Below are 19,339 nucleotides of genomic sequence, written 5' to 3'. Positions count from 1 at the left end.
ATGCAACACATGCCATGCTGCTTCTACTTGGCATCGGACTCTGCGCGAACTGTCCGTGGCCGGTTTGATCCTGCCTAACTAAATCGGCGAGCGTATGAAGCAGATCAATTGTCCGGCCCAGATTTGTGCTCCGATCGGCAGCAATCCTTTCACGCCCGGAGAACGGCAATGTTCGGGAACATATTGGTCCATCTTCCCACGGAGCTCCCGGTGCGGGCCGCGGTGAACGGTTCGATTTCCTTCGCACTGAGCACGGGCGCGCATCTTGACGTTGTGGCCATCGGTTATGAGAGGACCATTATTCCGCTCGCCGCACTCAGCGGGGTGGCCGTCACTTCGGTCTTTGAAATCGAGCAGGCGCGTGCGTTGGAGAGAGCCGAAGCGGCACTCCGTGTCTTTGATCTGCGGGCAAGGAGCTCCGGCATATCCTATGCGAGCCGCGCGCTCAGTGCGGTTCCAGCGGAGGCGCGTCGAAGCATCTGCGCCAGCGCGCGAGTGCACGACATGACTATCGTCACGCAGCCCCAGAGCGGCTACGAGAGCTATGACAACGTTATCCCCAAGGACGTCCTGCTCCAGGCCGGCAAGCCAGTTCTGTATCTGCCAAGCGTCATCCACGGCTCTTTTTCGGCCAGACGAATTGGGATTTGCTGGGACGGCAGCCGCCTTGCGGCCCGCGCGTTGCACGACGCGATGCCGCTGCTGCGCGAAGCGGACGCGCTGACCATCATCGCGATGACTGATGCGCACAAGGTCCCGGCGGAGAGCTCCGCCGACCATTTGGGACGGTATCTTGAAAGGTCGGGCCTTCCTGCAAAGATCGTGTCGCTCCCAGCACCCCAGTCGGTACACCGCGCCCTCCTGTCGCTTGTGGCGGACGAAAGCCTCGACCTGCTGGTGATGGGCGGATACGTCCGCTCTCGGCTGCAGGAAAGGCTGCTCGGTGGCATTTCGGGAAATCTGCTTCGTGCAAACGTCATTCCGGTTTTGATGTCGCACTGAAGGCAAGAAATATAGATGCGATATGCCGCCAGATGCGCCCCGGACCCAGTCGATGGGCGCGGGGCAAGGCACCAGCCGCCCGCCGATCTGGAGAACAGGAGCGCCGTTTGTCCCGGCTTTCGCGGGCCCGCCGTCGCTCCATCGACGAGGCGGGGCGAAACCGCTGAACATGCGCCGCGGTTTTCGAACGTTGCACGTAGGCTGCCGGTCTAGAGGAGCGGGACAATCTGGTCACCGCCCACCCGAGGATGCCCGAGCTCAACTTCAAGCCGAACGGCCAAGTCAGAATGCAGCTTCCTCATTCAAACGCGGCTGGTCGGCTTTGAGCCGCATTCGAGATACCGAAAGGCTGCGTCGCCCCCATCGAGAATTCTTCTCACGGCATACGTATAAATACTTAGTGGGTTCTACTTAGGGGAAACATCGAAATTTTCCAGTTCATCAGAAGCGGCCAATCTCCGCTCCATTGACGTTTCGAAGATCGAGTCCGCCATGTACGCTCAGGCCACAAGTATTCACGAGATCAGCCATCATCCGAGCAGCGTCTTGTGCAGGCAATCTCGTACCTATGGACCGTTTGGTATGGTTGCGACCCCGATGCGGTTCGCTCGCAATAGCGAGATCTACGGCGAGGACGAAGCAGCCGAACACCTATACCAGGTGGTATCGGGTGCTGTACGAACCTACAAGATTATGGAAGATGGGCGTCGTCAGATTGGTGCGTTTTATCTGCCCGGTGACATCTTCGGCTTTGAGGCCGGAGACAGCCATATCGCTTCGGCGGAGACGGTCTGTGAGACGCACCTTTTGATGGTGAAGCGCAGCGCCCTCATCGTTCGCGCCAGCCAAGATTGCGAGCTCACAAGGCAGCTCTGGGACGCGATGGCGCTTGAGCTCCGCCGCTTTCAGGAGCATCTGATGCTTTTGATCAGCAGCGCTGAACAGCGGGTCGTGGCATTTCTGCTCGATATGTCTCGTCGTACTACGAAGAACGCTGCGATCGAGCTGCCGATGTCACGGCAGGATGTTGCCGACTATCTTGGCTTGACGATCGAAACGGTCTCGCGCACCCTCACTCAACTCGAGCAGAATGGCGTGATTGCCTTGCCGACCTTGCGCCGAATCGAGTTACGTAACGACAAACTGCCGAGCCACGTTGCACAGAACTTGGGCTAAGCTCAAGAAGCGCTGTGAAATGCGCGGACTTCCTTGCACCGATCAGCGCCGACGGATCGCAGCACGTGAACGACACCCGAACATCGGCTTGGGCGATCGCGCACAGATGGCAGGATCGCTCGCTTACATTGTTCCGCCCTGGAGCACCGCAATGATCATCGATTTTTTGCTTCGAGAGCATCGCAATATTGACCTACTTCTGGTCGCCCTCCAACGTGAATTGGAGATCTTTGAGCATGGGGCCCGTCCTGACTATGAGGTCATTCGCGCGATTATCAGCTACTTCGAGGTTTACCCGGAGGTGTACCATCATCCTCAGGAAGATTTGATTTTCTCCAAGCTTAGAACTCGCGATCCGGATGCGGCTGCAATCGTCGGCGATCTCGCGCATGAACACCAGGAAGTCATCGACCGCCTGCACCATTTTGCTCAAGCTATCGATGCTATCCTCGCGGATCGTGAAATCCTTCGACAAGACGTCGGTAACATCGTACGCGACTTTATATTGCGGGAGCGGCACCACATGATGTGGGAAGAGCGAGATTTCTTCCCCGCCGCCGTCAAGGCTCTATCGGCTGAGGATTGGACGGAAATCGCTTCCGCCCGCACTGATCATGGGGATCTGCTGTTCAGCGAGACGGCGGAAGCGACTTCCGATGCACTAAGAGCGCATATTCTACAATTAGAGCAAGAAGCTGAAGCCGAACGGAGTTCGGTGGCGTTTTCGTCCGCAATGGCCGGCAAGCCGCCAGATGGCGCCAAAGCCGATGGACCGTAATTGATCACTGACTCTGCACGCCGGGCCGTGCAGGTCATGCTCATCTCATTGAAATGAAGGTGACAGTCCTTCTGGCGCGTACGCCGCGCGCGGCCAGCGCGACATCCGCGCCCGATGATCACTTGCAGCCGGTCCCTTCGCAAACAGCACGGCCGGGGTCCGGCTGGTCCCGTGACGTGAACGTCGCGGGGCAATTGGCAATACCGCTCGACCAGCGCCCCAGTGATATTACGTAATATGAGTGCCCCTTACGTCCACCGACCGACCGCGATCGATCGTTGCGGCACTGCTGGACCTCTTCTTGCCCGGAAGAGGGCAGGACCTTCATCGCGATCCAAAGTGCGATGCGTACGTTGCCGGCATGCCCTACCAATCTTGGCTTTAGGGCCGCTATCGCCATCAACAACGCGGATATTTTGAGCCAGCGCAAAGCCTATCCGCCGCGTGTCCGGTAATCGGTTGGCCAGGGAAGAAAGGCACTCTGAATGCGACCGGACTTGGCACAAGCCTACGGGCAGCAACGGCTGCCGCGCTACACCAGCTATCCGACGGCCCCCCATTTCTCAGCTTCGATTTGCGAATCCGACTATCAAATGTGGCTCAAGTCGTTGGGCGCGCAGCAATCCGCATCGATCTACGTGCACGTGCCGTTTTGTCGACGCACGTGCTGGTATTGTGGCTGCCACACTTCTGTCACGAAGCGCCAGGAGCCGATCTCGTTCTATGCAGCGGGACTGCGGACCGAAGCTTACCTCGTTGCAGAAACCCTTGGCCGACGGCAACCGATCACTCATATCCACTTCGGGGGCGGCACCCCGACGATCATGACACCTGAAACGTTCGCTGATCTGGTCGGTTCGTTGCGCCATTCATTCGCGGTCCTGCCTGATGCCGAGATCGCCGTAGAGATCGATCCACGCATGTTGAGCGAGCCGATGGCCGAGGCTCTTGGCTATTGCGGGGTCAACCGGGCGAGCCTTGGTGTCCAGAGCTTCGATCCAGTTGTTCAGCAGGGCATCAACCGTCTGCAGAGCTTCGGACAGACCGCGACCTCGGTCGATCGGTTGCGCCGTGCCGGCGTCGAACGTATCAATTTCGACCTGCTCTATGGCCTGCCCCGGCAGACGGTCGCTTCGTGCCTGGATACCGTCGCCAGATGCCTCGAGCTTCATCCGGACCGGTTTTCGGCCTTTGGCTACGCGCATATTCCTTCCTTCAAGAAGCATCAACGTCTGATCGATGCGTCCACCCTGCCCGACAGCATTGCGCGCCACGTCCAATCCGAAACGATCACGGAAGCTTTGGTTGATGCGGGATATGTCCGCGTCGGAATCGATCACTTCGCCCTACCGGACGACAATCTCGCCCTGGCGAGCCAGGAAGGCAGGTTGAGGCGCAATTTCCAGGGCTACACTGACGATAGCGCGGACACCTTGATTGGTCTGGGCGCCAGCGCCATCGGCCGTATGCAACAGGGCTTTGTCGCGAACGCCGTCCCGACGAAGGACTACCTCGCTCGCATCAGCGAGGATCGGCTGGCCATCGCAAAGGGCTATTTACTGACTGACGACGATCGCTTCCACGCCGAGATTATCGAACGAATCATGTGCGATTTGACAGTCGATCTTTCCGAGACATCCCGTCGTTACGGCCGGGATCCAAGCTTGGCCGTCGTTGATCGTTCTCGCCTCGACGGCCTTATCGCCGATGGCGTCGTGGTGATGGATGATAGCCGGCTTTCGATAGCCGGTGGCGCAGAGTTCCTGGCCCGGAGCGTCGCATCGATCTTCGACGCTCACCTTACTCGGAGCGGGGCTACACATAGTCTGGCGGTCTAAACCAGACGAAGCCGAACCGAGCCGTTTCAGATCCGAGTTCGACATCACCAAACCGGTTTATGCTCTGGATCGCGAGCAGTCGCGGCGATCAAGAGCACGCTGATCGGCATCCCGTTCGCCGGCTCTTCGTCGAGCCGCACAAGATTTCCAACAGAGGTTGGTATAAAAACTTGACTAGACCAATGACTAGCTGAAGCGGGATCAATAGCAAGCCGCAGATTGCATTGGTCACCACGATAAGATCCTTGCTGTGCGCGTTATCGTATGGTCCCGTTGATCGAGCCCATCGTTTCCGGCAGAAAAGCGTACCAACGTGCGCTTGGTGCCCGTCCATGATCGCCCGGCACGACCGCCCCACATTTCTCGGCCCTGCAGAGCGTTGCGAAACTACTCATAAGTGACAAACCTTGGTGTAGATTTCAAATCTAGGCTATATCGGCCGCATACCAGGGCATGATTGAGCTACGCTGAGCTTGCGCCTTAACTGGGGTCAGATTTCGGCGGATGTCCCCGCCGTAATCGAACCATCGGCGCCCTCCTTCCGCCGATGGAAGTCAGCACGTTGCCTAGCAGCGTCGCTCCTCCCGGACACACTTCCGCCCGGCCGCTAAAGGCGGCCGGGCCTTTTTCTGCTCACCAATGCCTCCCACAATTATCGAGCCCGCAAATCGTTGACAGGCGACCGGCCTTCTCGACGAAAGACCAGACCAGGTCAACGGTCGGCTGGAGTGGATGCAGCGCGTAGTTCGCGGGCGGCGGAGACCATGTTCACCAGCGCCGGGCGAACCTCCTCCCATTTGCGCGTCTTCAGACCGCAATCCGGATTGATCCAAAGTTGCGAATCCTGCAGCCGCTTTCGAGCCAAAGCCACGAGCTCTTTCATCTCGCTCGACTCGGGCACGCGCGGAGAATGGATATCGTACACACCCGGCCCGATTTGATTTGGATATTTGTAGTTCCGAAACGCGTCGAGCAGCTCCATTTTCGACCGCGAAGTCTCGATCGAGATGACATCCGCGTCCATTGCAGCAATCGCATCGATGATGTCGTTGAATTCCGAGTAGCACATGTGGGTATGGATCTGGGTTTGATCGGCGACGCCCGATGAGCAGATGCGGAAGCAATCCCCGGCCCACTCGAGATAAGCCGTCCACTCCGATCGGCGCGGCGGCAATCCTTCGCGCAGCGCAGCCTCGTCGATCTGGATCATGGCTGCACCAGCATTTTCGAGATCGCCGACTTCGTCTCGGATCGCGAGCGCAATTTGACGACAGACCTCGGCTCGGGGAATATCATCGCGAACAAACGACCAGTTCAAGATCGTCACTGGTCCGGTCAACATCGCCTTCATCGGCTTCTTGGTTAGCGATTGCGCGTACCGCCACCACCCCACGGTGATCGGCTTCGGCCGTGAGACATCGCCAAACAAGATCGGCGGCCGGACACAGCGCGAGCCATAGGATTGTACCCAGCCATTTTTGGTAAATGCGAAGCCGGCGAGTTGTTCGCCGAAGTACTGCACCATGTCATTGCGCTCAAACTCGCCGTGCACAAGCACGTCGAGGCCAATGTCCTCCTGCCAACGTACGGCACGCGCAGTCTCTTCCTTGAGGAACTCGTCGTATTGTCCGTCGTTCATCGTGCCTCGCGCGTGCGCTGCGCGGGCATTACGAACCTCTGCAGTCTGCGGAAACGATCCGATCGTCGTTGTCGGAAACGCCGGTAGTTTGAAGCGCTTGCGCTGGATCTCGGCACGGCTGGCAAATGGACTGGCGCGCCGGCGCGTGGCCTGGTTGATCGCTCTCATCCGGATGGCGACATCGGCATCTCGGATCTTTGGCGAAGTCCCACGATCGGTGGTGACGCGCTCCGACTGCGCAAGAGCGCCAGCAACATCCTGATCGCCTGCAAGAGCGCGCGCCAAGGTCGCAAGCTCGCGAATCTTCTGAACGGAGAATGCTAGCCAACCCTTGATGTCTGAAGCGAGCTCCGTCTCGAGTTCAACATCGACCGGCACGTGAAGCAGCGAACAGGATGGAGCGATTTGTATGCGATCTTTGCCCAGCTTCGCGATAGCGGGATCGAGCCGTTGGCGCAGTGCCGACAAATTCGTCCGCCACACATTGCGGCCGTCTATCGCGCCGAGTGACACGACGAGATCACTTCGCTTGGCGGTAATGATCTGGTCCAATAACGCTGGCGCCCGAACCAGGTCGACGTGCAGCCCGGCGACAGGTAGGCGCAAGGCGGTGGGAAGATTGTCGCCGAGGCCACCGAAATAGCTGGCGACCATGATCTTGATGGCCGGCCCTTCCTTGGCGAGCCGGTCATAGGCATGTAGCAAGGATTGTCTTGATTCCTCATCCAGATCAAGAACCAAGCAGGGCTCGTCGAACTGAACCCAATTTGCCCCGCGTTTGGCCAATTCCTGCAGAACCTCGATATAGACCTGTATCAGGTCATCCAGGAGTGACAGTGGCTGGAACGCAGGATCAGCACTCTTGCCTAGCTTTAGGAATGTGACCGGGCCGATCAGGACAGGGCGAGTCTGAAAGCCAAGGGCCTTGGCTTCCTCATACTCGTCGATAGGCTTGCGAGAGGACAGCCTGAAAGTCTGTCCGCGATGAAATTCCGGGACCATGTAATGGTAGTTGGTGTCGAACCACTTGGTCATCTCCTGCGCGGGTGCGCCATCGCCGCGAGATCCGTGGCCGCAACTCGCACCCCGGCCGTCGTATTGTGAACCGCGTGCCATGGCGAAATACGTCTTGAGGGAAACGGGCTCGGCTTTCGAGGCGTAGACTTCCGGGATGGCGCCGACCATGACACTGGTGTCGAGCACCTGATCGTACAACGAGAAGTCGTTCGACGGAATCACGGTGACACCGAGGGACTTCTGGCGCGCCCAGTTCGCGGCACGTAGGCCGGCTGCGTCCTCAAGCAACTGCTGTTCACTAATTCTTCCGGCCCAATAGCCTTCGAGTGCGACTTTGAGCTCGCGTCTTGGACCGATGCGCGGCGTTCCGAGCGTGGCAACCGGAAGGGAGAGAAGAGACATAGCGCTAACCCCATGTTGGGGGCAAAGGCCATGGCGGACGCAGGCAGGAGAAGTCGCCCGAGCGACGGCTGCTTGGCGCACCACCGGGACACCCCGCCCGTGGATGAATATTTTGTCGGGGCAGGTCTCCTGGCTCGCGGGTCATTGCCGCCGTCCGGCCTTCCCGAAGCCGCGCGGGCTTCAGTGACTTTGTTGGACAGTGGCTCACCGCTCACAGTTGCGGGGGCAGCGCCGGCATTGGCACCGGCTTCCCTCTTAGCTCCGGATCAAACGGAAACCGGAGAACCTCGACGACTTGGATTATCGGCAAGAGAACTCGGCCGTCAACCTCTCAAATTGGTGCTGCGACCTCTCTTACGCGAATGCTCCTCCGAGGCCACGCTTGATCGCGACGTAGAAGCCATCTCCAGTCATAGGATATCGGAATGACCATCTCGGAGACGCATTGGCGTCGGGCGGCGGGTCAGATCTGTGCACGAGACGAATGCGCCCAGCACGAAGAAGCTCACGGCGCCGCGCAAGACGCTTGTCATGCGGCCCGGCTTTTGAACGATTCATCGAGCACGCTTCGATGCGCCCTCCCTTCTCCATTAATAACCATGGATCAGTGGCGAATACGCGCAAGAGGTATTCGCTTAATCCAGCAGCGTGCTCAGCGGACGTGTCGATGTGCGACCAGCCAATCCTGGTAGGCGTCACGCCGACGTTTTGGTGATACTGGCCAAAGCAAGCATATTGAATCACCACAACCAAAAGAGACCCTCGCAATGAAAATGGCTGTTTGGAGCGCCCTCGGCGTCTTTGCTGCTGCCGTCTTTACTGTCGGTCTGTTCGGCTGGATGGCAAGGCCTTTTATGAGCCGCCCCGTCAGACAGATGCTCTCGGAAGTGTTGAGTAGTTCGAGCCGAAGCTAGCAAGACCTGAGGCTTCCCTCTTGCCGGTCGACACGGCTGCGTGGAAGCGCAGCTCCTTGAATGTTGACTGCAATGACGAGCAGGTAGACGACGGCCCCTAACGTTGCGCGAGCGGAGAATGCCACGTCTCGTCCCCTGCTTGATCCGTGAAGTTCCTTAACATCGATTCCAAATCGCCCGCCGCTGAAGGGCGGCTCCGCGTTGGTGTAGGCCGCAAAGTGCCAAGCACAACAGGCTGGGGCGCCCTCGACATTCGTAGTAGCGGCAACGCCCCCGGATCACACGGATCGATGGCGGCATACCTGCTCCCAATTGTCGTCAAGACTCTGGCAGCGAGGCATTCGCCCGCTGTCGAAGATTCAGTGCGTGACAAGAATCATTCACGGAAGTCGTGGCGAATAGGCTGAATGGTAACATTAGAACGTGCGTAGGTCGGTAAGTCGACAAAGACAGCACAAATCTGCCGCGAACTGCCGGTTATTGCCTGGCACGAACAATGCAAGTCCTCATCATGTCCAGGCTTCTCCTCCTGGGCAGGTCCAGCATTGCAAATTGAGGCTTTGGCTGACCACTGAAGTTAGCGGCGCGTGACATCGAGGGACGGCGCCTGCTCGCGCGGGACATCGGCAGGCGCCTGCGTCACGTTGCCGCTAACTTCTTGCGATCTGCGCAAAGCACGCTGAGGAAGACGTGCCGCTTTGGATTGACGTGTGGATGATAACCAGATGAGCCGGAAGCAATGAAGAAAAAGTCTGGAAAGCGCGTGCTTTGGTTCTGTATCGCTCGGTCGCTGATCTGCCTGGCCGGGCTGGCGGCGACGAGCAACAATGTTCGCGCCAACGACCACACGCTTGTCGAAAGGGTCAAGTCAACGTGGCGAGCGCAAGATGGTGAGACTATAGAACAAATCATTTCCAAGGTCTCGAAGGTGGCTCACTTTGTGCCTCGATCGTGGGGAGTCGCTGAAGGAATTGACCGAACAGAGTACGTTTATTTTTCATGGACCAGGCACCCGGACAACAGATCAGACGAACAGTACGCTATCACTTGGAAGATCGCGACTGACGGGACGATTAAACTTGCATCGACATATGCAAAGCCGATTGAATTGGGCTGGCGCGCCTTGGCGCTCTCGTTGATCGCCAGTGAGGTTACAGATGGCGAAAGGGACGCGAATCTTCACTTTCTGCATGATCCGGCCAACTTCAACTTCGTGACGACTGCGCAAGGCAAGCTCGGCAATCTTCTGCGGCACGGCCGCTGCCATATCATTGAACCCGTTGTAGTGGATTACGTGTCGAAACCCAATGCCAAGCCGACCGAGAAGGGCGATCTGTGGCGCGTTCTGCTTTTGGTGAACTGTAACATCCCAGGCCCCCATTATTTTACCCACAACGGCGTCATCACTTTCGAGAAGAGCGAGGGACAAGATTGGGAGCCGCAATCTTCCTTCGCTAAGCGTATCGCGGCCTATCCTCCAGGCTCCTGGTTCGATCGGATAGAGCCAAGTGAACGGGAAGCAATAGAGAGGGCGCGAAAGGCCTCGGCCAATGGTCACACAAAGCAAGATCGCGGCGCAGCTCCTTGACGCTGAGCGCCTCGGAGTAGCAGCAAAGCACACGCGTTCGGAAGCGCTGACTTGTCCTGTAACGTTTTTGCGACAAACCGCCAGCCTCTCGCAGCTCGTCATAGGGCAGTACCGTTGCTCTCGGCCCATTCCGCGAAGCAAGCGATGCCTTGACCAGGCGCGCACGTGCCAGCTTACGAGAGCCGGTTAGCCCTCCCCGCTCACATGCAGCGAGCGGACGCCAATCTGCGACGCGGCCAGCTCTAGATCCATTCTTCGGGGGAGTTGGCCTAGCGATGCTTGCGGCCCCTGCTCTGACCAGGCGTGCGCGCAGCGCATCGCTTCAACGGACAATGGCACCCGCAGGAGCGTGACGCCGAAGGCGGCACGCGGGAGCGAGTGCAGCGACGAGACCGGTTAAAAGGGTACCCGGGAACGGGGCAGTGATAGCGACGCCGGCATACCTCATGGCGGCGGGCCCTTTCCCGAGTACCCCCGGCGAGGAGTTCTGCAGCCATGCTGCGTCGGATCGACTGCAGAATTGGGACGGAAGATCTAGATTTCCTCACGCGGATCGTTTGCGCGTCGTAAATCCTGATCTGAAGCATGCTTCTTTCGCTCTTCCCCACCCGCCGGGCGCCGTCTCTCGTTACAAATTCGGCTTTGAGTCGGCCGTCCGCTTCAAGCCTGTAACAAGAGCTCGGCAGTTCACGGCTGCCCACTGCGCCCCTGGATCGCGATGGCCTTCCGAAGGTCGGACGCCTTCTCCGCGCCGACGGAGCGCTCGATGTTGTCAAATTCGCTAAGCCTGGATCGCTCTGCCTTTCGCCGGCGTACCCGATCGTCTGACCACAAAGTTCGCGCAGCTGAGCCACTCGCTATCGTGCGGAGGCGCCGCCTGGTCCCTATGCATCAAGACTTTTGAAGACCGGGCTGACCGCATAGATCGGACCGAACACGGCCTGCAGTCCTTCGGTGCCAGATCCCGATTTAGGCCCGACCGCAGAGCTCGTCGTTGCTGCATGAAACCGGACCTGCAAATTGGTGGCTCGTCTCTCTCGCGACCCATTTTGCGACAAATATAATTGTAATATCAATTAGAGCGTGGAAACGCGCCCTTGCTAAGGTACCTAAGTATGGACACCTATATACCTGAGCAGAGGTACCCATGGCCTACAACATTAAAGACCGCGACACTGACCGGATCATTCGTGAACTTGCCACCCTCAAAGGCAAGCCGATCCTCGATTGCATTCGCGAGGCTTGCGAACATGAAATTCAGCGTGAACGCCTAAAGACGCCGCTCTGGGAGGTGCAACCGCTGCTCGACCGCATCGCACCCGCGCTCCCAAAACCGGCCTGACCGCCGATAAGGCATTTTTTCGACGATCTGTCCGGTGATGCCTGATGATGATCGATGCCTCAGCCCTGGTCGTAATCTTGCTACGCGAGCCAGACGCGGCTGAGGTCGTCATGGCAATTGCGGACGCCAAAGCGCCGTTTACCTCACCATCGCGGTATACGAACGATCTGTGCTCTCATGCGCGTCAACGCATGGGGTGCGCCGGAAGCGGAGGCGGCAGTGCGAAAGTTCTCGACGCCGGATCCATCCGCGTGTGCGCGATTGCCGACGGCATGATATCGACCGCCGCCATGGCATTCGATCGGTTCGGAAACGCGCGACATCCGGCTCAGCTCAATCTTGGCGACTGTTTCGCCTCTGCCTGCGCCAAGACCTATCGCGCGCCACTGCTGCACAAGGGTGACGACTTTCCGCGAACCGATCTCGAGCTGGTCTATAAAGGATAGACCGCTGGCAACGTCTGCACGATTACCCCGAGGTCCCTGCCCTGCCCCAAATTCGCGGCGCTGATGCCAGCGGCCGACGAGCGGCTTTCGGAAAACTCCGATCCGCGACGGCTGGATCGCACGCAGATCGTTCGTGCCGGTAGTGTCGGAGTCGGCGCTACCGGCCGCCGCGTGGCCTTCCAGATCAGGGGATGCAGCCGTCGTGACGGTTGAGTTCCAGGGCGCCCGCGTGGAGGTGCGCGGGACGCCTGGCTTCGCTGCGTTGAGTGATGTGTTCATTGCGGTCCGACGGACACGTTCATGCTGACGCCACCCGGGAACCTCATTCGCAAGCGAGGGGCGCACGGGCGCTTGTCCGTCGTCACAACGATACCCAGGAAAAGGCGAAGGTGTTTGTTCGCGGGCTCACAGTAGCCTTTCCGGCAATCAAAGTGTCAGCACGGTCGACATGATCGCCGGCCAACCGTCAACTGGCGGGATGGGCAGCGTTCTACAAGTTCACCGATTCACCACGTACCAATTCCGGCGCATCGACCATGTCGTATTCTGAAAGATAGCGCATTGGAGGGCGCACAAATACCGATCTCGCATCAAACCTTTGATGCGGAAATGGCCCCCCCCCGGAACCGGGCAAGTTGAAACCTGGCTCGTGTTCAGTCGGAATGAGCGCGGCGGGCCGCACGGAAATGCACTTCACTGGCTTGTCTCAAGTCCGAAGGCGGAATTCCGGTGGCGCAATCCGTAGGCACCGAATACCCCTTCTCTTCCGTAAAACAATTGCGCTTCATGCTCTGGCCCTCGTCGTGTGGCCAGAGCGCACTTCAAGCTGGATTGAGCCCACGGGATGCGGCAAATGAGGCAGGCGCACCCCAGGCGCGCACTGCAGTCTACGACCATCGTTCGCGAGAATCAGGGAAGATAGACGAAGTGTGTCAACGTGTCCTCACCGGTTAAAGGTGAGCGTCATCCGGTGACCACGCCCTGAGGGCTGATCTGGTCGGCTAGGAAGACCTCGTGGATTGGTTTTTCACGAGGTCACCATGTCAAAGGATAGTTGTAAGGATGGCGCTAAGGATAGGCATACGGCTATCCTTGAGGACGGCTCTAACACGTTGCAGCGCATCGAGATCATCACGGGGACTGGCCGCCGACGGCGCTGGTCGACGGATGCGAAAGCGGCGATTGTTGCGGAGAGTTTCGCGCCGGGTGCAAGCGCTTCCGGGGTGGCGCGGCGGTACGACATCAGCCCGGGCCTGTTATTTCTTTGGCGTCGTCAGGCAACGCGGGCAAAGGTCGCGGCGCGCAGGGATGGAGGCGTGGCACCAGGCTTTGTGCCGGTCACGATTACTGGCTGCGGCGGCAAATTGCCGGTATGCGAGGAGCAGGGGGCGATTGAGATCGAGGTCGGCGCGGTTCGCATCCGTGTCGTGGGAACGGTCGACCGGCGGGCACTCTGCGAGGTGCTGGCGGCAGTCGGGACGGTTGGCCGATGATCGGGCTCCGACCTGGGTTGTCGATCTGGATCGCGACGCAGCCGGTCGATTTCCGTCGCGGCATGGACTCGCTGGCGCTGCTGGTGAGCGAGGCGTTTGGAGCCGATCCGTTCGACGGCGGGCTGTGGGTGTTTCGCTCCAAGCGCCGAGATCGCGTGAAGATTCTGACCTGGGACGGAAGCGGCCTTGTCCTTTACTACAAGAGAATCGAGGGGCAGTTCACCTGGCCGCCGATCAAGGAAGGCGTCATGCCGCTATCTCATGCTCAGCTCTCGGTACTGCTTGACGGTTCGGATTGGAAGCGTGTGCCGATGCGGGTTGTGGATCAACCAACACGAGCTGGTTGATCATCGTCAAGAGTAGTTCGTCATTCATGCAGAGCTGTAGTAGAAACACGCTGCATGATTGATTTGCCTTCTGATCCAGCATTGCTCCAGCAAACCGTGATGGCGTTGTCGTCACGGCTTGCGGTGTTGTCGGCGGAATGTAGCACGCTGGCGACCGAACGTGATGCGGCGATCGCCCAGCGCGATGCTGCGATCCAGGAGAACGACAAGCTCCTGGTGATCCTGTCGCAGTACAAGCGCACGATCTTCGGTCCCCGCTCCGAGACACTGGATTCCGGACAGCAGTCTCTCTTCACCATTGCGGCGCAGGCGGCTTCTGCGGCCGGCAATGATGATGCGCCCGGGGCCAAGCTGCCCGACAGATCCGAGGCTCGTGGAAAGCAACCGGCGCGACGCAACCGGGGGAGGCTTCCGGAGCATCTGCCGCGCATTGATGTCGTGATCGACGTCGAGACTGACATCTGTCCTTGTTGTGGCGAACGGCTGCACAGGATCGGGGAGACCGTCAAGGAAGCCTTCGATGTCGTTCCGATGCAGTACCGGGTCAAGCGCATCATGCGCCCACGCTATGGCTGCCGGGGGTGCCGCCAGGGTGTGCTGCAGGCGGCCGCGCCGGCCCAGGCGGTCGAGGGCGGGATGGTGACGGAAGCCTTGCTGGCTCACATCGCGGTGATGAAATACGGTTACCAGCTGCCGTTATATCGCCAGGAACAGATGTTTGCCGCGCAGGGCATCGCGCTCGACCGTCAGACGCTGGCTTCGTGGATGGGCCGCGTCGCCTGGTGGCTGAGGCCGCTTCACGCGCTGTTGCGCGACACGGTGATCTCCTTCCCGCGGCTGTTTGCCGATGAGACACCGCTGCCGGTTCTTGATCCCGGCCGTGGCAGGACCAGGATCTGCCAGTTCTGGGCGATCGCCACCGATGACCGGCCGTGGGGCGGCCCGGCACCGCCGGCGGTGGTCTACGTGTTCGCCGAGGATCGCAAGGCGATCCGCGCCAAACAGCTGTTCGGAGACTACCGGGGCATTCTGCAGGTTGACGGCTATGCCGCCTACAAGGGTCTGATCAAGAACGGCGGCCATCTGGTGCAACTGGCATTCTGCTTTGCGCATGCGCGGCGGAAGTTCTGGGACGTTCACGTCGCGACGAAGTCGCCGATTGCCGCGGAAGCGCTGCAACGGATTGCGATGTTCTATGCCGTCGAAGACCGCATCCGTGGTCTGCCGGCGGCGCAGCGGGCTGCGGTTCGGCAAACTGACACCAGACCGCTGATCGAGGACTTCAAGCCCTGGCTCGAGGCGCGGCTGCTGGAAGTCTCGAAGAAGTCTGGCCTTGGCAAGGCCATCCGCTACACCCTAAACCATTGGGAAGGCCTGACGCGCTTCATCGATGACGGACGCATTGAAATAGACAACAATACGGTCGAGCGCACCATCAAGCCGATAGGGCTTGGAAAGAAGAACCATTTGTTCGCGGGCAGCGAAGGCGGCGCCGAGACATGGGCCATTCTCGCGTCGCTCATCAACTCGGCAAAGCTGCAAGATATCGACCCACGGCATTATCTGACCGACGTTCTCGAGCGCATCGTCTCCGGACGCACCAAGATCAATCAGCTGCACACATTGCTGCCGTGGACATGGAAGGCCGAGCGCGATGCTCTGGAGACAAAGCTCGCTGCCTGATCAATTTGACGGGAGGGCGTCGGGAACTTCCTGCGCGTCGCTGGTGTCGTCATAAATCTCTTCGCGGATCACGCGCAGCGTCACCTCGTGCAGATAGACTTGCAGCGCCCTCTCCAGCTCGGTGAACTCCGGCAGCAGAACCTTGTCAACGAAGCCCCGTGACGCGCGGATCATCACCGTGTTGCGTCGCTGGCGGCGGTAACGAAACGGCCGCAGCCCGTATCGGCGGCAAAGTGCCAGAAACAGCTGCCGCGACCATTGGTCAGGAAGTGATAATTGTTGCTCGATCGGTGGATCGTGGCGAGCGAGCTCCTCGACCCGGGCACGCACCCGCTGCAGCGCGGCTTCCGCTGCCAAGCGCTCACCAGCAGTTCCTGCACCCGCGAACAACGCCTCGATCTTCCGAAGCTTCTCGCGCAGCTGCGACTCGCTGGTCATTCTGATCCCCGTTACCCGCTCCAAACCGGGATCACCCCATCACCGCGCGCCGGCAGCGTCAATCATCCCGACCGGGCTATCCAGAGCATTCCGCGCAAGTCAAGCCCGGGCACCAGTGCTCCTCTCGTGACGCTCACGGTTAAAGTCACATAAAGTCATCCTCGTACGCGTATCCGGAGCTTGCTACATGGGTATTACGACGCTCGCCGTCGTCTACTTTAGCGAGATATCGTTCAGGTTTGTTGGCGCGCTGCCATTCACCTGCGCTATTCGTTGTCCATTTGTCAGGATGCTGAGTAGGATCAAGTACCATATTGCAATCGTCGACCTCTACGAAACCTAACTTCGCCGCGCGAGCTTTCGATTCTTCGTTAAGTGGATACCATTTAAGCAACGGTTGCTCGCCTTCTCGCGCATCTCGCCGAAGCTGATATTCGAGTAGAATATCGCCTGCGTTCTCCACCAAGGGATGGGCAAGCTGAAGATCGACGACGGAGGTGATGTGTTCTCGCCCGGGAAACAGTTCTCGCCACCTGTCGTCGTGGAATTCGTTCATGCTGTATCCGCCTTCCGTCCGCAGCAGTGCGACAGTTTTGTTTCCAAGATTATAGCTGTAGTATCGCGCTTCCTCCGAATCTCTGGTCGAGCCGTAGTCCTCCGCAGCCTCTCTGACGTTCTTGGCTCGTGTCGATACGAAACGCGAGTACTCCCGCGGATTCTCGGCGATGCGCATTATTTCATGATCATTTTGGAAGATCTTTGCTTCTCTGCGAAACGTATCCTTGTCGATCGGCTCTATCGGAGGCTTGGTCACGAGGGAATACGTTGGCGCTGCAGAAGAGGAGGTCGGCTCCGCTGCGGACAGGTGCATGTTAGCGAACCTGCCCTCGAAATCTCTGTCATCCGCGTGTTCGTCGTGGGATGCCCACGTAACTGCTTCATAATACCCACCAATTCGACCGTACATGAGGATCCGTACTCCTAAGGCAAGAGGGTTTCTTATTGATTTGAGGCGCTTTGGGCCGCGCCAAAGTAGCCAGGCGAAACTGACCGTAAGCTGACTAGGAGCTTGTTGTTTTCTGGAATCGGGATTCCCCTCGGGTGGGATTTCTGATTCGACCTCCATGCTGGAGGCGGAGGCCAGCATGGATGACGCGCCCCCATTCGGAAGACATCCGCGAATGAGCCATGGCGCGGGCTGACGCGGGCGAGACGGTTCGTTCGATTGCGGAGGCGCTACAGATCAGCCCGTCCCTGCGTGACGAATTGGAAGAATCTGAGACGGGATATCGGGGGCCTGGCCCCGGTTAGATCGGCCGTCATAAGAAGCGGGTTCTGTCGGATACCAACGCCTACTGGCTGCGCGAACGCATTCGCTCGGGGCCATTCACCTTGCGCAAGCTGGGAGCTGACTGCACGGGGATCAAAACAGGCGTGCGGGCGGTGTGGACTGTTGTTCTCGCCGAGGAGCTCAGCTTCAAAAAAACGCTTCTGCCAGCCGAGCAGGATCGCCCAGACGTCGCCCGTAAGCGGACCTGCTGGAAAGCGCACCAAGGCAGGATCAATGTCGCGCGGCTGGTTTTCATCGACAAGACGTGGATCAAGACCAATATGGCGCCGCTACGCGGCTGGAGGCCTTGTGGGCAGCGCCTCCAAGCATCTGCACGTTTCGGCCATTGGAAGACCATGACCTTCATCGCGACGCTGCGTCACGATCGGATCAGCGCGCTGGCCCCATCAATGGTGAGCTCTTCACGCTGTACGTCGAGAACGTGTTGGCCCCTACCCTCGCACCTGGCTAGATCTTTGTTCTCGACAACTATGGCAGCCACAAAGGAAAAGCGACTTGCCAAGCTATCGGCGCCAGAGGCGCCCACCGCATCTTCCTGCCGCCCTATAGCCCTGACCTCAATCCGATCGAGCAGGTCTTCACCAAACTCAAACACCTCATGCGAGCTGCGCCTCGTGATGTCGAGGCCGCCTGGCGAAAGGTTGGTGAACTCCTCAATCTCTTCCGAGGAAGAGTGCACCAACTACCTCAAAACTTCGGGCTACGCTCTGTGTAAAGACAGCATGCTCTAACGGTCGCGCCCGATGTCTGGCACATCGACGAATCTACATCGAACGATCGTGCGCCGTACGATGGCGCTCGCGAACGCGTTGCAAGCCATGTTCATTTACTTTGATTGCTTTCTCTTTCCGGGAGCACTCAGTTGCTTTTTTATGCACCGAGTTCGACGCTGTGCCCGATGATCTTAAGCACGGTGCGGTGTGCGCCAACTGAGAGAGACGATCGAGGCCGGAAGCCCATCGCAACTCACACAAGAAATCGCTTGAATCTCACGTTACGTCAGGCCGTAGGTTGGCAATCACAATCGAGCTTCCACCAACCAAACATCGAATGATGCAGCACAGGCCAAGTAACCGACATGGTGCGATCAAGCAGTCGAATGCGGCGACGCCGGATTGCACGTGTTTCTGAGCGCACGGACCAAGAGCGAAAGGCTGTCGGGATGAAACGTCGCGCGATGATAACCGCATTGCTCGCCATCATCACGTCTCCGGCTTGCGCAGCGAAACTCAGCGGCCCTCCGCGCATCGTCGATGGCAATACCATTGAGATCGAGCAAACCAAAATTCGGCTTTCGGGTATCGAGGCGCCAGAGACGGATCAGATCTGCCTCGACGCCCACGGCCAGAAATGGGCTTGCGGCATAGCTGCTCGCGATGAGCTTATCAGGCATTCGAATGGACGAACGTGGGATTGTCATACCACAGGGGTGGATAAGTACGGCCGGTCACTCGGCAGCTGCTTTATCGCGGGCGAGGACGTGAACGCATGGATGATAAGCTCGGGCTGGGCACTATCATCCGATCCTCACACCTACATTATCTATGAGGTTGTAGCGAGCAATGCCTATGCGGGCCTATGGTCGGGGGCGTTCATCGCTCCTTGGGACTGGCGTCGCCGCAACAAGGGGACGATCGTTGTCGGCGCGAGCTCGATACCGATCGACACTCAGGAACTCCTGCTCGGATCCGCTTTGCTATCCGACCCGCCCTCACCCGAATGTCTGATAAAGGGCACGCTGGGCCGCGGGGGCGAGCGCATTTATCACATGCCCGGGCAACTTGGTTACGGACAAATCGATATGACGAAGAAGCTGGGTGATCGATGGTTCTGCAGCGAAGCGGAGGCTGAAGCCAATGGATGGCGTAAAGCGGCGCGATGAGGC

General features: G+C 58.9%; 14 protein-coding genes, 1 pseudogene and 1 riboswitch. Of the genes and pseudogenes, 12 read left to right on the top strand and 3 right to left on the bottom strand.

Features of this window, described 5'->3' with window-relative positions:
- Positions 1-168: 168 nt before the first annotated feature.
- From ACE10X_RS11750 to hemN, 4 genes are all read left to right on the top strand, one after another.
- Complete coding sequence (locus ACE10X_RS11750) at positions 169-1,002, top strand: universal stress protein (protein WP_016841970.1); 834 nt, start codon at positions 169-171, stop codon at positions 1,000-1,002.
- 492 nt (positions 1,003-1,494) lie between these two features.
- On the top strand, positions 1,495-2,178 hold the full coding sequence (locus tag ACE10X_RS11745) for a helix-turn-helix domain-containing protein (RefSeq protein WP_233475709.1): 684 nt from the start codon (positions 1,495-1,497) through the stop codon (positions 2,176-2,178).
- 151 nt (positions 2,179-2,329) lie between these two features.
- Positions 2,330-2,956, top strand: coding sequence for a hemerythrin domain-containing protein (locus tag ACE10X_RS11740; RefSeq protein ID WP_035632897.1), 627 nt, complete (start codon positions 2,330-2,332; stop codon positions 2,954-2,956).
- Between the two features lie 485 nt (positions 2,957-3,441).
- Positions 3,442-4,794, top strand: coding sequence for an oxygen-independent coproporphyrinogen III oxidase (gene hemN / locus ACE10X_RS11735; protein WP_026192392.1), 1,353 nt, complete (start codon positions 3,442-3,444; stop codon positions 4,792-4,794).
- A gap of 712 nt (positions 4,795-5,506) precedes the next feature.
- Here the strand turns inward: hemN and metE are convergent.
- Positions 5,507-7,852 (bottom strand): 5-methyltetrahydropteroyltriglutamate--homocysteine S-methyltransferase, encoded by a 2,346-nt coding sequence (metE, locus tag ACE10X_RS11730; protein ID WP_018270234.1) that lies wholly within the window; start codon positions 7,850-7,852, stop codon positions 5,507-5,509.
- Between the two features lie 101 nt (positions 7,853-7,953).
- Positions 7,954-8,157: riboswitch (cobalamin riboswitch) on the bottom strand.
- Positions 8,158-9,505: 1,348 nt separating this feature from the next.
- On the opposite strand from metE, the gene ACE10X_RS11725 reads away from it, so the two are divergent.
- The 6 genes from ACE10X_RS11725 to ACE10X_RS11700 all read left to right on the top strand — a co-directional run bounded on the left by ACE10X_RS11725 (position 9,506) and on the right by ACE10X_RS11700 (position 15,665).
- Positions 9,506-10,354 carry a hypothetical protein gene (locus ACE10X_RS11725; protein ID WP_016841977.1) on the top strand — a complete coding sequence of 283 codons (849 nt, stop codon included), beginning with the start codon at positions 9,506-9,508 and terminating at the stop codon, positions 10,352-10,354.
- Positions 10,355-11,501: 1,147 nt separating this feature from the next.
- A complete protein-coding gene (locus ACE10X_RS11720) occupies positions 11,502-11,696 on the top strand; it encodes a type II toxin-antitoxin system VapB family antitoxin (protein WP_016841991.1) in 195 nt (64 codons plus the stop codon).
- Between the two features lie 44 nt (positions 11,697-11,740).
- Entirely contained in the window at positions 11,741-12,142 is a 402-nt protein-coding gene (locus ACE10X_RS11715) for a type II toxin-antitoxin system VapC family toxin (protein WP_016841992.1), read from the top strand.
- Between the two features lie 1,112 nt (positions 12,143-13,254).
- Positions 13,255-13,635 (top strand): transposase, encoded by a 381-nt coding sequence (locus ACE10X_RS11710; RefSeq protein ID WP_157183433.1) that lies wholly within the window; start codon positions 13,255-13,257, stop codon positions 13,633-13,635.
- Positions 13,632-13,982: an IS66 family insertion sequence element accessory protein TnpB gene (tnpB, locus tag ACE10X_RS11705; RefSeq protein ID WP_026192390.1), complete on the top strand. Its 351-nt coding sequence runs from the start codon at positions 13,632-13,634 to the stop codon at positions 13,980-13,982. The genes ACE10X_RS11710 and tnpB overlap by 4 nt, the downstream gene beginning before the upstream one ends.
- Before the next feature lie 99 nt (positions 13,983-14,081).
- Positions 14,082-15,665 (top strand): IS66 family transposase, encoded by a 1,584-nt coding sequence (locus tag ACE10X_RS11700; protein WP_018270228.1) that lies wholly within the window; start codon positions 14,082-14,084, stop codon positions 15,663-15,665.
- On the opposite strand, the gene ACE10X_RS11695 is transcribed toward ACE10X_RS11700, so the two are convergent.
- Positions 15,666-16,103 (bottom strand): hypothetical protein, encoded by a 438-nt coding sequence (locus ACE10X_RS11695; RefSeq protein WP_018270227.1) that lies wholly within the window; start codon positions 16,101-16,103, stop codon positions 15,666-15,668. It abuts the gene before it with no gap.
- 145 nt (positions 16,104-16,248) lie between these two features.
- A complete protein-coding gene (locus ACE10X_RS11690) occupies positions 16,249-17,250 on the bottom strand; it encodes an effector protein NopP (protein ID WP_276325455.1) in 1,002 nt (333 codons plus the stop codon).
- A gap of 41 nt (positions 17,251-17,291) precedes the next feature.
- Between ACE10X_RS11690 and ACE10X_RS11685 the strand changes: the two are divergent.
- Together ACE10X_RS11685 and ACE10X_RS11680 are read left to right on the top strand one after the other, a co-directional pair.
- A pseudogene (locus tag ACE10X_RS11685) lies at positions 17,292-18,185 on the top strand (IS630 family transposase).
- A 431-nt stretch (positions 18,186-18,616) separates the two neighbouring features.
- Positions 18,617-19,336 carry a thermonuclease family protein gene (locus tag ACE10X_RS11680; RefSeq protein ID WP_018270226.1) on the top strand — a complete coding sequence of 240 codons (720 nt, stop codon included), beginning with the start codon at positions 18,617-18,619 and terminating at the stop codon, positions 19,334-19,336.
- Positions 19,337-19,339 lie beyond the last annotated feature (3 nt).

Origin of the sequence: Bradyrhizobium sp. Pha-3 (assembly GCF_042258325.1) — a bacterium.
Classification (GTDB): Bacteria; Pseudomonadota; Alphaproteobacteria; order Rhizobiales; family Xanthobacteraceae; genus Bradyrhizobium; species Bradyrhizobium elkanii.
The sequence above is the reverse complement of the archived record's forward strand: the minus strand, read 5'-3'. Positions and strand labels throughout refer to the sequence as shown.

Coding starts and splice junctions, on each gene's coding strand:
- ACE10X_RS11680 (WP_018270226.1), top strand. CDS start 18,617: ATGAAACGTCGCGCGATGATAACCGCATTGCTCGCCATCATCACGTCT.
- ACE10X_RS11750 (WP_016841970.1), top strand. CDS start 169: ATGTTCGGGAACATATTGGTCCATCTTCCCACGGAGCTCCCGGTGCGG.
- ACE10X_RS11740 (WP_035632897.1), top strand. CDS start 2,330: ATGATCATCGATTTTTTGCTTCGAGAGCATCGCAATATTGACCTACTT.
- ACE10X_RS11745 (WP_233475709.1), top strand. CDS start 1,495: ATGTACGCTCAGGCCACAAGTATTCACGAGATCAGCCATCATCCGAGC.
- ACE10X_RS11720 (WP_016841991.1), top strand. CDS start 11,502: ATGGCCTACAACATTAAAGACCGCGACACTGACCGGATCATTCGTGAA.
- tnpB (WP_026192390.1), top strand. CDS start 13,632: ATGATCGGGCTCCGACCTGGGTTGTCGATCTGGATCGCGACGCAGCCG.
- ACE10X_RS11715 (WP_016841992.1), top strand. CDS start 11,741: ATGATGATCGATGCCTCAGCCCTGGTCGTAATCTTGCTACGCGAGCCA.
- hemN (WP_026192392.1), top strand. CDS start 3,442: ATGCGACCGGACTTGGCACAAGCCTACGGGCAGCAACGGCTGCCGCGC.
- ACE10X_RS11700 (WP_018270228.1), top strand. CDS start 14,082: ATGGCGTTGTCGTCACGGCTTGCGGTGTTGTCGGCGGAATGTAGCACG.
- ACE10X_RS11695 (WP_018270227.1), bottom strand. CDS start 16,103: ATGACCAGCGAGTCGCAGCTGCGCGAGAAGCTTCGGAAGATCGAGGCG.
- metE (WP_018270234.1), bottom strand. CDS start 7,852: ATGTCTCTTCTCTCCCTTCCGGTTGCCACGCTCGGAACGCCGCGCATC.
- ACE10X_RS11725 (WP_016841977.1), top strand. CDS start 9,506: ATGAAGAAAAAGTCTGGAAAGCGCGTGCTTTGGTTCTGTATCGCTCGG.
- ACE10X_RS11690 (WP_276325455.1), bottom strand. CDS start 17,250: ATGCTGGCCTCCGCCTCCAGCATGGAGGTCGAATCAGAAATCCCACCC.